At 36.1% G+C, this 16,545-nt stretch carries 16 protein-coding genes; 12 read left to right on the top strand and 4 right to left on the bottom strand.

Annotated elements, in window-relative coordinates:
* Positions 1 to 228: 228 nt before the first annotated feature.
* The 8 genes from AADH04_RS00230 to copM all read left to right on the top strand — a co-directional run bounded on the left by AADH04_RS00230 (position 229) and on the right by copM (position 7,058).
* Entirely contained in the window at positions 229 to 681 is a 453-nt protein-coding gene (locus AADH04_RS00230) for a zinc-ribbon domain-containing protein (protein WP_434778246.1), read from the top strand.
* Between the two features lie 149 nt (positions 682 to 830).
* Positions 831 to 1,331: a peroxiredoxin family protein gene (locus AADH04_RS00225; protein ID WP_434778245.1), complete on the top strand. Its 501-nt coding sequence runs from the start codon at positions 831 to 833 to the stop codon at positions 1,329 to 1,331.
* Between the two features lie 122 nt (positions 1,332 to 1,453).
* Complete coding sequence (locus tag AADH04_RS00220) at positions 1,454 to 4,519, top strand: hypothetical protein (protein ID WP_434778244.1); 3,066 nt, start codon at positions 1,454 to 1,456, stop codon at positions 4,517 to 4,519.
* 2 nt (positions 4,520 to 4,521) lie between these two features.
* The gene (locus AADH04_RS00215; RefSeq protein ID WP_434778243.1) at positions 4,522 to 4,971 is read left to right on the top strand and encodes a hypothetical protein; all 450 of its coding nucleotides are present in this window, start codon (positions 4,522 to 4,524) and stop codon (positions 4,969 to 4,971) included.
* 6 nt (positions 4,972 to 4,977) lie between these two features.
* Positions 4,978 to 5,364, top strand: a complete 387-nt coding sequence (locus tag AADH04_RS00210) for a hypothetical protein (RefSeq protein ID WP_434778242.1) — start codon at positions 4,978 to 4,980, stop codon at positions 5,362 to 5,364.
* A gap of 127 nt (positions 5,365 to 5,491) precedes the next feature.
* On the top strand, positions 5,492 to 5,704 hold the full coding sequence (locus tag AADH04_RS00205) for a hypothetical protein (protein WP_434778241.1): 213 nt from the start codon (positions 5,492 to 5,494) through the stop codon (positions 5,702 to 5,704).
* Between the two features lie 19 nt (positions 5,705 to 5,723).
* Positions 5,724 to 6,122, top strand: a complete 399-nt coding sequence (locus AADH04_RS00200) for a hypothetical protein (protein WP_434778240.1) — start codon at positions 5,724 to 5,726, stop codon at positions 6,120 to 6,122.
* 324 nt (positions 6,123 to 6,446) lie between these two features.
* A complete protein-coding gene (gene copM, locus AADH04_RS00195; RefSeq protein ID WP_434778239.1) occupies positions 6,447 to 7,058 on the top strand; it encodes a CopM family metallochaperone in 612 nt (203 codons plus the stop codon).
* 60 nt (positions 7,059 to 7,118) lie between these two features.
* On the opposite strand, the gene AADH04_RS00190 is transcribed toward copM, so the two are convergent.
* Positions 7,119 to 8,819 (bottom strand): type IV secretory system conjugative DNA transfer family protein, encoded by a 1,701-nt coding sequence (locus AADH04_RS00190; protein WP_434778238.1) that lies wholly within the window; start codon positions 8,817 to 8,819, stop codon positions 7,119 to 7,121.
* 119 nt (positions 8,820 to 8,938) lie between these two features.
* On the bottom strand, positions 8,939 to 9,628 hold the full coding sequence (gene trmB, locus AADH04_RS00185) for a tRNA (guanosine(46)-N7)-methyltransferase TrmB (RefSeq protein ID WP_434778237.1): 690 nt from the start codon (positions 9,626 to 9,628) through the stop codon (positions 8,939 to 8,941).
* A gap of 130 nt (positions 9,629 to 9,758) precedes the next feature.
* Between trmB and AADH04_RS00180 the strand changes: the two genes are divergently transcribed.
* The 4 genes from AADH04_RS00180 (at position 9,759) to ruvX (ending at position 12,321) form a co-directional block, all read left to right on the top strand.
* The gene (locus AADH04_RS00180) at positions 9,759 to 10,772 is read left to right on the top strand and encodes a CDP-6-deoxy-delta-3,4-glucoseen reductase (RefSeq protein WP_434778236.1); all 1,014 of its coding nucleotides are present in this window, start codon (positions 9,759 to 9,761) and stop codon (positions 10,770 to 10,772) included.
* 34 nt (positions 10,773 to 10,806) lie between these two features.
* The gene (locus AADH04_RS00175) at positions 10,807 to 11,202 is read left to right on the top strand and encodes a VOC family protein (RefSeq protein ID WP_434778235.1); all 396 of its coding nucleotides are present in this window, start codon (positions 10,807 to 10,809) and stop codon (positions 11,200 to 11,202) included.
* A 110-nt stretch (positions 11,203 to 11,312) separates the two neighbouring features.
* Positions 11,313 to 11,879, top strand: coding sequence for a YqgE/AlgH family protein (locus AADH04_RS00170; protein ID WP_434778234.1), 567 nt, complete (start codon positions 11,313 to 11,315; stop codon positions 11,877 to 11,879).
* Complete coding sequence (gene ruvX, locus AADH04_RS00165) at positions 11,872 to 12,321, top strand: Holliday junction resolvase RuvX (RefSeq protein WP_434778233.1); 450 nt, start codon at positions 11,872 to 11,874, stop codon at positions 12,319 to 12,321. The genes AADH04_RS00170 and ruvX overlap by 8 nt, the downstream gene beginning before the upstream one ends.
* A gap of 313 nt (positions 12,322 to 12,634) precedes the next feature.
* Here the strand turns inward: ruvX and AADH04_RS00160 are convergent, their stop codons facing one another.
* Both AADH04_RS00160 and AADH04_RS00155 read right to left on the bottom strand, forming a co-directional pair.
* Entirely contained in the window at positions 12,635 to 13,336 is a 702-nt protein-coding gene (locus AADH04_RS00160; protein ID WP_434778232.1) for a lysostaphin resistance A-like protein, read from the bottom strand.
* A 55-nt stretch (positions 13,337 to 13,391) separates the two neighbouring features.
* Positions 13,392 to 16,442, bottom strand: a complete 3,051-nt coding sequence (locus AADH04_RS00155) for a DUF2339 domain-containing protein (RefSeq protein WP_434778231.1) — start codon at positions 16,440 to 16,442, stop codon at positions 13,392 to 13,394.
* Positions 16,443 to 16,545 lie beyond the last annotated feature (103 nt).

Genomic DNA, 16,545 nt, shown 5'->3' with positions numbered 1-16,545 from the left:
TTTCTTAATTTTAATTTAATAAATTTTATCGTTTGAGAACTGCTATATTTTGGTCAATACCAGTATTAGTATGGTTGTTGGTAAAATTTCAGTCTGTTGCATCGTATTGGATCAGGACGTACTTGATAACAGATGAAGTTTATTTGATTTAATTCAAATATCAAAAAATAGATCAAGATATACTTCTATATGTATTGAGTTAATAATATATTTGGAAAAGAGAAAAGCATGATTATTTGGGGAAGCAAAAATAGAGAAAAAGTTAAAGTTGGTGGACATTTTAATTGTCCAGATTGTGGTTCAGAGCAGCCCTATAAACAGATTACAGTTGCACGTTACTTCACACTTTATTTTATTCCATTATTCCCAACCCAAACCTTGGGTACCTATATTAAATGTGCCACTTGTCATGCTGAGTATAATGAAAGCGTTTTAACCTATGTGCCTCCAACAGAAGATGAAAAATTACGTTATAGTGTGTATGAAGATTTAGCATCAGGTATGCCTGTTCAAATGGTTATTCAAAAAAAACAAAATCAAGGATTCAGTGAGTTCGACGCAAAAAGTGCAGTTAATGATGTATTAGAGGGAAACAAAAACAGTTGCGTAAGTTGCCAATTAGATTTCTTATCAAATATTGAAAATTGTTCAAATTGTGGTGAAAATATCGTCAGAGCGTAAATATTTCTACTTTTTTAAAGACGATTGATATGGTTGGATCATGCCTATAGGGGGAATGTTGTTAAAAAAGGTCAGGGCTCTGGTTCAAAAGCATACTTAGTACTATAATCACACAATAAAAATCACTCGACCAATTGGATAAAACGCACATGAGAAACAAAAAATGGCTGTTCCCCTTAATTTTGCTGGTTATTGTCTGTTTTGGTGCCGCAGCCTTATTTTTTAATCAAAAAAAAGCCCCTGATTTTGCCTTAACTTCATTAGAGGGGCAAAACATTACACAAAGCCAATTACAAGGTAAAGTAACCTTGGTTAATTTTTGGGCAACAACCTGTTCAGGTTGTATCAAAGAAATGCCTATGCTTAAAGCAACCCATCAAAAATTTGCACCTCAAGGATACCAAACTTTAGCCGTTGCCATGAGCTACGACCCAGAAAATCAAGTGCGCAATTTTACCCAGCAAAACCAATTACCTTTTTTAGTGGCTATTGATAAAGACAATTCTGTTGCAGATGCATTTGGTGGTATTCAATTAACACCAACATCCATTTTAGTGGGTAAAAATGGCAATATTATTAAAACCTTTGTGGGGGAGCCCGATGAGCAGTTGTTACATCAACTGATTGAAAGTGCCATTAAAGCTTCCTAGTGCGTTAATAAGTTTAAAAATTAAAAATAGCCAATATCATTGTATATTGGCTATTTTTTTACCAAAATGCATATTGATTTGCTATAATTTTAAGATTATCTTGATGATGAAAGTATATACAAATGCAACGCTCACAAGGTGGGCCAGATCTGGCTTTGCAACAACAGTTACAACAACAAAAAGAACAGGAAGTTGAACAACGCCTACCCAAAGCCTTAGAACAGGTTCAGCAAAATATTGGGGAGACTTTACGAAACTATACCCCTGAACAACAAAAAACCTTGACTGAAGCTTTAGCAAGAGATGTGGCTAAAAAAGGTAATCCGCCTAATGTAGGCTATATTTACTTGTCAAAAGAAGGCCATTTGATGGCTCAGGTTAATCGCAGTTATGCCCATATTGATGTGAATCAGGTCTTGGCTAAAAGCACGCCTGTACAAAGCCAAGAGCCTTCAAACTTGGCTATTGCGCCGGATCGTTTACAAAATATACAACAAAGTCAAAATATACTGAAAGTGCAAGAAACGCTTCAAGGTTTTAGCCCAGAGCAACGAAAACAACTCATCGATGCGTTAACCGCACAAATGGATGAAAAAGGTGGTGCCAAACCACAACTACAATATTTTGGTTTAACCGAAGACAAACGATTAATGGCCGTTTTAGGCAACCGAACAATCGTCAAAATTGACCCACAAACTGTGTTAACTCAGCAAAAAGAACAGCAAGCCTCCTTAGCTGAGCCCATACTTGAAAAAGACAATACCTTACAAACCACAATCGCCAAACAAGGCGATGCGGCCATTGATGTGGCTAAACGATTAGATCCCGATAACCCTGAGGCGGCATTAGGGCATTTATTGTATAGCAAACAAGTAAAATACATCAAAGGCGATAATGGGCACATTATTCCAAATATACGCCCAGGCAAAGAGTACAGTTATGACCCTGAACAATATAGCGAAGAAGCCAAACAAAGTTTAAATAAAAAAGCCCGAGAAGGTATAGGTCAAGAAAGCAGCATTAATGCGAACATAGACAGACAACAAGCGCAATTGGCTCAAGCAAAAGCAGCAGAACAGGCAAGGCTGGCACAGGAACAAAAACAACAAACCTCTGTTTCTCAGCAAGGAGGCATGAGTTATGACCCTTATATGCAGCGTATGCAAGAAGAACAAAAATTTAGCCCCTTGCGTCGTAGTTTCCCATACGATAGCCCAAGTAATTTGGCTGTTTTAGGTACATTAGGCATAGGTCATGCTCAATTTGGTGCCGTTAGACAGTCAACTTTTTACTCAGAATTGCCTGTCGTAACACAACCAAAGGAAAAGAGCTTTGTCGATAGAGCCATCGATACCATAAGCCAACCGCTAAATTACGTAGCATCATTTAAAGACACAGTCGTTAATGATGTGTCTAAAAGGTATCAAAATGCTGAAAATATAGTATCAAATGCCTTAAAAGTAGATGCCGATGACCATACTTTTACTGCCCATTTTAAAAGACGAGCTGCCTCAAATATTGCAACCATTAGAGGAGCAGGATTGTGGGTAGGTGAAACTGTTTCGGGAACAGTGGACCTTGCTGTAGGTGTCGGTAAGTTTGGCATGACCAGCCAGCTTCAAAGTTTGGATAATATCACTTTTGGCTCGTTATCAAAATTAGCGCCTGATACCATGAAAAGTGTACGAGCCAATAATGAACAGGCTATTCAAACTGTGACCAATGTAGCAAAAAGTGGCGCAAGTTTGGTGGTGGATTCACAATTAAACCAATTGAATATGATGAGTTTTGGCACTTTAGGCAAAAATTTTGACACTTTTAAAGAAGCAACCGAGAGGCATAATCAGCGTGCTGAACAAGTACTCAGTTGGGGTGAGAAAAAAATAAGGGATCACAATCAAGCTTATCTAACGGGAGACTTTAAGGTTCAGTCGGAAACAGTAAAAACCACAATAGATGTCGGCACATTTTTTCTACCAATGGCGAAAGGAAAAACGTTAAGCCAATTAGGGAAGGCAGGTGATGTACTTGCTGATACGCAAAAAGTGGTGAATACTTTAGACAATGTTGCTGATGGGCAAAAATTAGTCAGAACAATAGATGAGGCTCAAGAGTTAAGCCGAGCCGCCAGAAGGCAAACAGAATTATTAGAAGCGACTAAAGAGGTTTTGCAAACCAATGCGGAAGCTAATGCTGCTTTAAAAAGATTGCAGTCAACCCAAGTATTAGAGCAAACGGCACAGGCTGAGCGAGTTGCGGCAGAATCAGCGTATAAAACAGCACAAGAAACATTGGTTCAGGCAGAAAAGCAATTAGTCAATGCAAGCAATAAAACCCCCGAGCTTTCTTTAAGCATGCACCAAACTAACTTAAATAAAGCCGCAGAAGCGTTAGAGCAGGCAAAGGACGCGGAGCGAGTTGCTTTATTAAATAGAACACGGGCTTTTGAAGAGGCACAAGAGGCAGAAAAAATAGTCGAGCAGGCCATCAATCGAAGTGCAGATTTGGATATTTTCAATCCTTCTCGTCCAATTGTGTTTGTTAAAGAAGCACCTAACCCAAATAGTTTTAGGGCACAAATAGACGATATATTAAAAGAAAGCAATTTAACGATAGATCAGTTTCAGGATTTAAAACTAAAAAGAGTACAGGATTTAACCGATGCAGAAGCTATGCAGTTAAAACAGATTAGAGACAGAGTGCCTGCCATTACAAGAGAGACTACCTTACAAAAGGTGATTCCGGAAGAAAATATTGAAAAAATTCTAAGTGGACAATTTAACTCAGAAGTGGGTGGTTATATAGCTAAAGTAGATGATGTAAGCCATATTAAAAGTTATGATGAAATATTAGAATCAATACGGTTAGATTATAAAGATACACCATTTATAGAAGGTAAAAATAGTTATGGAGTCATTAGATTTAAAGCAGAAAAACCAGAGCAAATTGGTATTCCATATGGAGAAAGGTTTGGTGGTACAGCAAAAGATGCCGCACCAGCTACGCAAAATGGTTTTTTAGCCAGTCGAAACGGTGAAATTATTCCAGAGTGGGTGGCCCCAAGGAGTTTACCCGAAAATGGTGCCGAGCTATATAGAGTCGTGGATGGGAAAGAAGAGTTAGTTGGTATTTATATGAAAAAAAATGGTGAACGAGTAGGACGTTTTGAACGTGTGAATGGAGATTAATAATGGTGAGAAATGATATATATACTACTTATAATAACCGTGAGTATGTAATTGCTAGAATAGATGGGCATTATGAACTCTTATCTACAGATAAAGAAGATCTAGAAAATAATGGTTTTAGTGTGTATGTTTTACCAGAATACACTATTGTTAATGGAAAAAAGTATAAATTTGTAAATGCAGATAGAGTATCAGATAATTTTTATAAAATAGTTTCTCCTACAGAAGTAGGAGAAGTTTATTCAATTGATACATATGGTATTTATAAGAATTATAAATTCTCTCTAAGTGAACATGGCGAGCAATATACACTTTGGACAAGTGATTGTGAAATTGCAGAAAAATTAGGTTTTGATATGCTTGGACGGGGTGATTATGAGAAGCTTGTGCCTAAATCAGATATAGAACATATCTATGAAGTAAAAGAGATTATTCCAGATTATTTTGAATAGTTGGCTATGTTGAAAATTGGTCACTATACTTATTTTAATGGTAAAGAATATCGAATTACTAAGGTCGATAATCATTATGAGCTAATTTCTCATGACTCTGAAGATTTACAGAGAGGTTTTATTATTGATGATGATTTATATATAACAGAAGTAAGTAAAGATGATATAGAAGAGGTTTTTTTAATAAAAACTTTTGGTATATATGAAAATTATAAATTTAGAATATCAATGGAAAAAGATGAGCAATATTTACTTTGGACAAGTGAGTATGATCTTGTCGAAAAATTTGATTTAGATATTCGTAGTCAAGGAGACTATGAAAAATGGGTTAATAAAGAAGATGTGGAACATATATATGAAATAAAAAAGCCAATGCCAGATTACTTCGATTGACTGTAATCAGTATATTTTTTAAAAATATAATATAAAAATCCAAGTGTAAAGAGCTTGGTTTTTTTTCTTAATTATACATAATATTAAATTTAAAGAGTATAAATCAGAGAAAAATCAATAGTATTCTATGTATGGAAAGGTTTTAGGTGGTACAGCAAGAGATATCTCGCCAGCCATGCAAAATAGTTTTTTAGCCAGTCGAAACGGTGAAATTATTCCAGAGTGGGTGGCACCAAAAGCGTTTCCACAGGATGGAGCAGAATTATATAGAGTCGTAGATGGAAAAGAAAAATTACTTGCAACATTTAGTAAATCTAAAGGCAAATTCGTTTTAGAGTGATGAAAGGATAGAGAGATTTATGGTAAGGAATGATATTTATACAAACTATGCTGGAAAAGAGTATAGAATTTTTCGAGATAGATATGATAAATACCTTTTAGTTTCAAATGATAAAAGTGATATAGTTAAAGGATTTATAAAAGAGGATGATGAAGATGAAATCTATTTAAAAGAAATATTTTTATCAGAAGGTTTAGAAGTTTATTCAATTGACACATATGGTATTTATAAGAATTATAAATTCTCTTTAAGTGAACATGGAGAACAATATGTTCTCTGGACAAGTGATTGTGAAATTGCAGAAAAATTAGGGTTCGAGATGCTTGGACGGGGTGATTATGAGAAGCTTGTGCCTAAATCAGATATAGAACATATCTATGAAGTAAAAGAAGTTATTTCCGATTATTTTTCTGGTTAAGTGTGACAATTGAATATCTTATTTGGTTTTTTTGTGTGTTTCTAATATTCATTTATTCTTATGTTTTACATAAATCACATATTCTAAAATTTAAAAATTTCAAAAAATAAAAAAATTTATATTTTTTAACATAACTTAACACTTTGTAAGTACAATATTTTTTTTGATTTTTTATTTTAATTGAGTATTTTTTGCATATTTTATCTTCTTTTTCGGGAACTATTTTAAACCTTAAGCATCAATCAATAGCTTTATTTGTTGAGTAAAGTATGACATTTTTATTGATTTTTAAGTAGCAACAAACAATAGACTAGGAGATCTTTTATGAAAAAAACATCATTGACTTTATGTGTGGCCGCTTTTTTACTTTCTACTCATGCGATGGCACAAGTCGCATCTGAAGCAGGTACCAACAGTGAATCTTCTGCACCACAAGAGCAAAGAATGGTTTCTTCTGTTATGCAGTTGGCTCAAGCACAGGCAAGTGATGTTTCCAGTGACGTGGTGAGTGAGCCAAAGGGCGAAAGAATGTCTTTTGAAACAATGCAATTGGTACAAGCTGCAAGCGATGTTTCTAGTGAAGTGGCGAGTGAGCCAAAAGGCGAAAGAATGTCTCGTGACACTATGCAGTTGGCTCAGGCAGATATGAATCATGTACATGACTCAATGATGGCTGAACCTAAAAGTGCATATCAAGAAGATATGGATAAAATGCATCAAAATATGATGATTCAACCTTCAGGTAATGCTGATATTGATTTTGTTCGTGGTATGATTCCCCATCATCAAGGTGCTATTGATATGGCCAGAACTGAATTAAAACATGGGGTTGATCCTGAGTTACGCAAGCTTTCTGAAGACATTATCAAAGCGCAAGAAAAAGAAATTAAGTTTATGCAAGAATGGTTACGTAAAAACGACAAATCTAAAAAATAAATTGTTTGTTTGAATAATAAAAAAGAAGCCTATTGTAGGCTTCTTTTTTATTGATGTTGATTATTCTTCTGTTTTGATCTTCAGTATAGGTACGCTGGCTTTAGGCAATAGCCTTTGTGTAAAAGCAGGGTCTTTATAGTAACGAATCTTGTCACACATTACAGGTCGCTCTAAGCCTTCAAATAAAAAGATTTCTTTATCTGCGCTCATGGCTTTTAATTCTTGTGGCAACATTAACGCGCGACGCTCTTCATTTTCTGTTCGGCTGACTTCTCGCCCACGAGAAACGCTGCTTTTCTTAATACTGGTGTAACCAAGCATTTCCGAGTAGTCATTGGCGTCTTGCTGTTCACGAGGGGTATACAAAATTTGTAATGCATGGTTGGTGACTAAAGTACGGCTGGTTTCTTTACCATAGGTTGCATCTAGCTGAGCCAAAGATTGAATAATGGGTAGCAGGCGAATATTATAACCTGCCATATAACTGACCGCCTTGGCAATAATATCCACTCGACCAATAGAGGTAAACTCATCCATAAGCAACAAACATTGGTATTTTAAATCAGGGTTGTTTTGCGGTAACTCACGGGTATTTTGGTTAATCAGTTGTGAGAAAAACAGGTTAATAATCAAACGCGATTCAGCCAATTTATTCGGTTGAATGGCAATATAGATAGTCATTTTTTTCTTACGAACATCTGTCAGTAAAAAATCATCCCCTGAAGTTGCTGCATCGGTAATAGGGTTTAGCCAAGGCAATAAAGGCTCTTTAAAGGTGGCGATAATATTCGAAAAGGTTTCTTCCGCTTGTGACAATACGCCAGCAAAAGCTGTTTTACATTGGGGGCTTAAAAAGGGCAGACTGGCTAAGTCCTGTAGATGCTCTTTTAATTCTTTTGAACCATCACCTGTACTTTGACGATAGAGCTCTCCTAGCGTAACAGGTGTTCGAAACTCTTCTGGAAGCCCTGAAGCTTTTTGGCTTGCCCTTGCATCAAGCATATACAAACAAATCGCTAAGAAGACGTTTTGGGCTTGGTTCATCCAAAAACGGTCTTTGCTGTCATCGCCCACAGGGTATAGCATATTGGCAATACTTTGTAGGTCAGATACCCTGAAATCAGGGTCATCAGAAATATAGGTAAGTGGGTTCCAACGATGGGAGCGACGGTCTTCAGCAAATGGGTTGAATACGTAGATTTCTTGCCCATGTTTTTTACGAAAACCACTGGTTAGCTCATAGTTTTCTTGTTTAATGTCCAACACAACCATAGAGCCTTGGTAGGATAAAAGGTTGGGGATCACAATACCCACACCTTTACCCGAACGAGTAGGTGCGGCTAATAAAGGAAACTGCTGTCCACTAAAATAAAGATATTGATTGTTTAAACGACCCACAATAACAGCTGTTTCTGTTGGTTTTAAAAAGCCCACTTTTTTCAGTTCTGGCATGGTAGCAAAGCGTGCATCACCGTAGAGGCTTTTATCATCTTTAAATATTTTAAAGGCTAAAAACAATAAGCCTAAAATAGGCACACCAAAGCCAAATAAGGCGGCTTTAGGTAGGTTAGGCCCAACTTTGGGGTGGTTATGATAGTCCTGATACCATTGAATAAAGCTGGTCAGTTGGACTGTTTGAGAACGTAAAGGGATTTTGCTCAATAAGAGGAAAATATAGCTAGAAGCATAAAGTCCAAAAATAATGGCTAAAACCACACAAATACACAAAAAAACAATTTTAACGGTTTTGTTGGAAGACATATTATTCAATGTATGTAATTAATAAATAGGATGGGCGTCATCATATCAATCCATGTGCATATGTGCAATATAAATTTATATGTTGATGTTCTATTTTTTTTGATTTTTATTAATAAAACCTAAATTTTCTGATAGATAATATCCCACACACCATGGCCTAATTTAATGCCACGCGCTTCAAATTTTGTTAAAGGGCGATATGCTGGTTTAGGGGCATATTGTTCTGCCGTATTGTGTAATTGTGGGTGTTGATTTAAAACTTCGAGCATTTGTTCGGCGTAGTTTTCCCAATCTGTGGCCAAATGAATGTAGCCGCCTGTTTTTAATTTAGGAACCAACATTTCTATAAACGGTAATTGAATCAAACGGCGTTTATGGTGACGTTTTTTGTGCCATGGATCAGGAAAATAAATATGAATGCCAGTTAATGAATCATCAGCAAGCATATGTTGTACCACTTCAACAGCATCGTGTTGAATGATTTTTAAATTGCTTATCTGGCTTTCTTCAATCAGTTTTAATATGTTGCCTACGCCAGGGCTGTGTACTTCTATGCCTAAAAAATCAGTTTGAGGGATTGTTTGGGCAATTTGTACAGTTGCTGTCCCCATACCAAAGCCAATTTCGAGTACCTTAGGAGCAGAACGATTAAATGTTTGCTCTAAATCCAGAAGATGATCTTGATAAGCGACACCCCATTTAGGCATCAATTGTTCAATAGCCTTTGCTTGGCTCGTGGATAAATGGCCTTGTCGTAAGACAAAACTTTTAATTGTGCGTTGATGGTTGTCGTGTTCAGCTAAAGTCATATCAATAATAATTTTTTAATGTCATCAATAAAGGGGGCTATTTTACGCATCAATTCGAATAAAAGCGAGAAAAGAGAAAATATGGTATCCTTTACTATTATCTTAAACGTTTATTGTATTGGTTGATCTTATGGCTTATCAAGTGACATTAAAACCCAGTAATATTTGCTTTTCCGTGGAAGAAAATGAACCTATTTTAGCAGCAGCAAAACGACAAAATTTAAATTTACCTCATGCGTGTCAAAATGGCGTATGTGGGGCATGTAAAGCACATGTTGTACAAGGTTCCGTTGAGCAAGCAGAACATGATGAGTTGGCATTGACACCACAAGAGGAGTCTGAAGGCAATATATTAACTTGTTGCGCAATAGCTAAAAGTGATTTAGAAATCGATTTACCTGGCTTTGATGTGGCCACGCCTGTCGTTAAAACTTTTCCTGCCAGAGTTGAGACTGTTGAGAAAATTCATAATGTTGCCATTATTCGTTTAAGTTTGCCTAAAGGGCAAGAGTTTGTGTTTAATCCAGGGCAGTATTTGGATATTTTATTAAAAGATAATCAACATCGCAGTTATTCAATGGCCAATAGTCCTCTAGAAAAAGGTATAATTGAATTGCATATTCGTTCGCAAAAAGGGGGGCTGTTTTCTGAGCATGTGTTTGATGCGATGAAAGAGCAGGAAATACTGCGTATTAAAGCGCCATTAGGTAGCTTTACTTTACAATACCATAAACCAAAACCATTGTTGTTTATTGCCAGTGGGACAGGATTTGCACCAATAAAAAGTATTTTAGAGACTATGGTTGCAAACAAAGATTCTCGCTCGGTTCATTTTTATTGGGGTGCACGCAATAAAAATGAACTTTATATGCAACAAATGGCGGAAGCATTTGCTCAAAAACTGCCTAATTATCAATTTATCCCTGTATTATCTGAGCCATTGGCAGAAGATCAGTGGCAAGGTAGAGTGGGGTTAGTACATGAAGCAGTTCTAGCTGATTTTGATGATTTAAGTTTGTATGAAGTATATGCTTGTGGTGCGCCTGTTATGGTAGAAGCTGCAGCAACCAGCTTTATTGAACAGAAAAAATTGGCAAAAGATGCTTTTTATTCAGATGCTTTTACCCCATCTGCAGTAAAGTAACAAGCTTGTTTTGAATAAATAAGGTAGAAAAAACATGATTGATCATTTAAGTACTTATGCAACAGATTATGTGGCAACCAAGCATTTTTATGAAAAGGCATTTGCTGCTTTAGGATACACTATTCAGGCAGAGTTCGTGGCAAAGTGGAATGAACATTTTCCAACTCAGCGTATGTGCGCATTTGGCAAAGAAGGCAAAATGGCATTTTGGATAATTGAAGTGAAAGAAGCCTATACACCTCGTCATACAGCATTTGCTGCTGAAAATAGAGCACAAGTTGATGCTTTTTATCAAGCAGCAATGCATTCTGGTGGGCAAGATAATGGTGGGCCAGGCTTAAGGCCTCATTATCATGAACATTACTATGGTGCTTTTGTCATTGATCCAGACGGTAATAATGTGGAAGCCGTTTGTCACACACCGCAATAAATTTTTAGTGTTTATATGACTGCATAAGTGTATATTAAAGCTCAATAGGCTTAAAGTTAGAAGATAATATAGGTAAGAGTACGCGCACATTTTGTTTAAGAGAACAATAAATGAATAAAATAAAAATGCAGCCATTGGTGAATCATTTTCTTATTGCTATGCCTGATATGCAAGATCCTTTTTTTCAAGAAGGGGTTGTGTATTTATGTGAGCATAATGAAGAAGGTGCCATGGGGTTTTTAGTCAATAAACCTTCCAGTATTTTCTTCGGGCAGCTATTTGATCAAGTCAGGGAGCGAATCCCCAAAAAGCATGATGATGATATTGTGTTTTTTGGTGGGCCAGTGCAATCAGATAGAGGGTTTTTATTGCATGCACCTGTAGGGCAGTGGCAGTCAAGTTTGGTTATTGACAGTGATATTGCCATTACCACATCTAAAGATATTTTAACGGGCATTGCCAAAGATAATGGACCAGAAGATTTATTGGTCGCATTAGGTTATTCTGCTTGGGACAAAGGCCAATTAGAAGATGAGTTGGCACGTAATGATTGGTTAACTGTCCCCGCATCAAAAGAAGTTATTTTTCATACCCCGCCAAAAGAGCGTTATCAAAAAGCACTTTCTTTATTGGGTATTACGCCTGATATGTTGGTATCAAAGGCTGGCCATGCTTAAAAAAGGAGCTGAAGGGACAACTTTAGGGTTTGACTTTGGCTTAGCGCGCATTGGTATTGCTCAAGGGGATCTGTTATTGAATATCGCCCACCCATTATTGACTATTCATGCAGAAGATAACCATACTCGATTTACTCAAATTGATGATTTAATTAAAGAATGGCAACCTGTTCAATTGGTTGTTGGCTTACCTACCCATATGGATGGGCAAGAGCATGAAATGAGTGCTCGTTGTCAGCGTTTTGCCAGACAATTAACTGGGCGTTTTCATCTACCTGTATTTTTAGTCGATGAGCGTTTGTCATCCGTGATTGCTGAAAGCTTATTAGAAGAAGCGCAAGTATTTGGTAAAAAGCAAAAGGCTGTCTTGGATCAAGTTGCAGCTCAAGCCATTTTGTATACCTTCTTTGATTCTGGCGGCGTGATATTGGATGAACATTAAGCGATATTGATTGGTGGGTAAGCATATATTTTGCTTAATAGCTTATGATACAAAAAAGCAGAAAGCTTATCAGCTGGTTTTTTTGTGTAACTACAATAGCTGAAGCTGTAATATGGTTAAATAATCAGACTGTTTTGCCCAGTGCTGTTAAGCCAGAATCATGTATACAATATCTTAATTAAGCTGTTTGATTTTAAAAAACAGCAATATACGGATTATTCTTTTACTCAGGTAGAGCAAATGAAGGAATCTTATTTTTATGAAAACCTGTGTAGAAAAGGGATTCTTTTACGGCCGCAATGAAGGAGAGGAGTTAAAATAAAATATCCCATCCAATTGAAAAAACAGCAATATCAGCAAAAATATGGCAGATATACGCAGGCCAAATACTACGATAATGTGCATAGAGCCAAGACCATATAATACTGGCAATAAAAACCCCAGTTGAAGCGAGTATGTTTTGCCAAAGTGGCACATATGCTGCTAAAGCCAAAGTATGGTGTATGGTAAAAAAGAGCGCAGTCATGATCAGGGCTATTTTGGCTGACCAAATTTGTTCTGACTGGCGAAAAATAAAAAAACGAAACACATATTCTTCAAGTAATGAGTTAATAAATGTCCAGTAAATACTAATGGTTAAATAATACCCAATACTCGTTAGTCCTACGACTGAGAGTTTTGTGTAAAAGTTGCCTACATCCACGTTTCCTCTGGCAAATAATAAATAAGCAAGCCATATAATCAACATCATGCCGATCCCAATTAGGGTACCAACAAGTAACCCTCCTTTTTTAACAGGAGATAAACTTAAGCGGCTTTTTTCTATAAACAATAGCCAAAGTAAAGGGCCAAAAAACAACCATATTTTGGCTAATGCCCATAAAATGGCACCTAGTGTGCCTTGCCCCATATGTAAGGCCAGCAAAACCCCAACACTTGGGGCTGGAACAAATAAGATCAGTGCCCACTTGGCATGATTGTTTCGTCTGTTATTTTGGTTTATATCATTAAGCATTTAAAGCCAACTTTATTTTTATTGTGTTTGTGAAGCGAGTATTCATTATTTGCTTTTACTCTTCTGCTTTTTTGTTTTGTTTTTTGGGTGGTAAGGGTGAAATATAACCAATGATCAATACTAAAATTGCCACACCAATAAAAGTGATGGCTCTTTCAATGCCGTTTGTTTTTGCTGCATCAATAAAAAACAGCTTAACAATCACAATCGTTAATAAAAAGGCGCCAATAATCCAGATATTTCGTTCTTTATTTTTATTTGAAGCTCTCATCAGTATTAAAGACAGCATTGCCCAAATCAATGAGAAGGTCATTTGGACAATTCGTGAACCCCAAAGCTGTTCGAATTGCCAAGGTAAATCTAACAAATGGGATAATGTTCTTAAAATCATGCCATTGAGTAACCAAAAACTCAATAATCCAACAAAGACAAATACGCCTGTTTTATTGATTTGTTTTTCTGAAATCAAGCCTTTTTGTATACAGGTTATAAACCATGTCCACAGAATCCATAGTGCTAAAATGGCGGGTAGTTCAAATACGTTAAATACTGGCAAATAATAGCCCGAGCTCATTAACCCATTTGTTATATTGGTTTTGATCAGCAATAAAATAATCAAAGTAATAACAGGTATCAGAGCAGTTAGCCAATAAGTATTGAAATTCTTTTCAGTAAATGGCCATTTATTGGCTTTAAATGCACAATAAATAAGTAGACATACCAGATCAAAGAAAATTAAAAATGCTGAGTAATAAGTTGTTTCTGTGTCATTGTGAGAGAACACATGGTGTATTTGTAAGGCTATAAGGCTTAATGTGACCCAAAATAAAGATAAATGAAGTGTTTTAATATTTGAGAAGAAAACAGGGTAGTTTTCCATTTTGGCTAATAAACATAAAGCAGTAATAATGGCTATAGGCCAGCATAGGCTCCAAGTGCCCATGGCTAAAGGACTATTGTGTTCCAGTGTCAATATCTGAATGAAAAACGCAATAAGGAGAACAAGCCAAAGTAAGACTGTTTTTTCTAAAAGGGCTTTCCATTTTAAGTGAATACTTAATAAATAAAGCACGACTGTTGAACAGGTAAATATGATTAAAGCCAAAGCAGAGCTTGAAGCATAAAGTTCAGTCAAATATTGTTGTACGGCAAAACGGTAACTGCCTTCGGCTAGTAGCCAAGACCAGAAAATAAGCCCCAAATAAAGAAAAATATGGCTTATATTAGTGGTTTCAAACTGAATAAATTTGTAATGAAATAAGATATTATTTTTTGACTCTTTAAACCACAACCATGCTGAAATAAAGTAACATATTGAGAGTATAGATAATATAGAATAAAAGCTATTGTCTGTCATTGTCTCTAAATAAGAGACATAAGATAAAATAACAGACACAAATAATAAAACGACACTGCCAAAAGCCATTTGTTTATTATTCTGATCTAAACCTAACCAGAGTAAAGCAACAGCTTGTAGTGCCCAAACAATAGAGGTCACATCAGCATCAAAAGCCAATGGTGTGGCTAAGGTGGTTAAGGAAACCCCAATAATTAAATACGACAAAGTAATGCGTTTACCTATTTGAGGCAGAGCCTTAGAGAGAATATAAGCCAGAAGAATATAGAAAACACCAAATAACAAAGCTGAAATTGCAGGCCCATATTCCCAGTGTTTCGTTAGGTAATACTGCATTAAAAAGCCAATAATGGCGGAACCAAAAACCAAGGAGCCATCGACAATACCTTGATGTTTTATTTGATGCTTTGAAGCAAGGGTAATGGATAAAATACCAAATAAAATAAGGTTAAATAGCAAGAATAATTGGCTGCTTATATAAATACTGCTTTGATAGTATTTTAGTCCCCATATCAAACCAACGACAAATGTAAAAATAAAACCGATTAAGTTCAGTTCTCGCCAAGATTTTTTGATGTTGGTGATGAAAAGCCCTGATGAAATTAGTGAATAATATGAGAAAAGAATAAGGTAATTATTGCTGCCAGTTGATAAAAGTAATGGCGCAGCATAACCGCCTAATGCAGCTAAAATGGCTAAACTTTTGGCCGATTGTTTATAAGCAAAGCCAACACAAATGATGCAAAATAAAACCATCAATAAAAAAGCCAGCGGTACAGATAAAAGTTGATACAAAGTCACTGAGGCAAATACAGTAATATACAAGCCGCCAATACCGCCACCTTCTAAAATAAGCCCATAAAGCTCATTCTTTTTACGTAAATACCAACCACTACCAAAAACAGTCACACATAGTGACATGGCTAAAATAAAGCGAATAGAAACAGGTATTAGATCCCGCTCAATAGAAAACTTCATAAAATAACCAATGCCAAAGAACAGTAAAATCACCCCAATTTTGGCAACAGGATTTCCTTGAACAAACCACTGTAATAGGCTTCTGTATGAACTATAAATTTGGTAATTTTTAGTGGTTTTTTCCTTATCTGTGTCTGTATGGGCAGTATTGTTTGTAGATAAAGGATTATGAACCAGAAAAGAAGGTTGTTCGGTTGGTGTTGGAGCAGATTGTTTTATGGTCTTTGGGTTCAGTGCTTTTTCTATGATTAAATGATCTGTATCACGAATGTTGTCTTGTGGTATTGGTTGCGGTTGTTCCTCTTGTTTAGAAGATAAATGAGTTGAATGAGTTGTAGGTTGACTATTGAGCTGTTGATTTAATTGGGTCAGTTCAGTCAAAGTAAACTCTGCTAGAAGCGCATCTTCTTTTTGGGTGTCAGGTATTATTGCTTGTGTTGGTTCTTTGATTTCATTTATAGACGAGCTAGGGGACGCAAAGGCAGAAGACGTTTTGGCCATATGGTTTGGTTCAGCTTGAACCAAATCGGGTTTTCTATTCAGTTGTGAAGGTTGCGGTTCAGGTTGAGTGTGATTAATATTTTGGGCATGAGTCAAGTCAGTAGCTGACTTTATTGTCTCTTGTTGATCAGATAAAGGTGGCACAGATTTTTTTGTAAGCTCATTTGCCAGAGTATTTAAACGTTCATTCAGTTTATTCATTTTGTTTGTCAGTGAATGCAAAACAAAAATGAGATAAACAATGCCCACAATCATTAATGTATTAAACATTTATATGTTTTCGTTCTTAAAATAATATATCGTTCAATGATGTTAGCAAATAAAAATGGCTTAGACAATTAAATTTAGGTGATCTAAAGATTTAGTCTTAGTT

It is taken from the genome of Neisseria sp. Ec49-e6-T10 (genome assembly GCF_051132615.1).
GTDB lineage: Bacteria > Pseudomonadota > Gammaproteobacteria > Burkholderiales > Neisseriaceae.
Note: the sequence above shows the minus strand (reverse complement) of the source record. Positions and strands in the feature narration are given on the sequence as shown.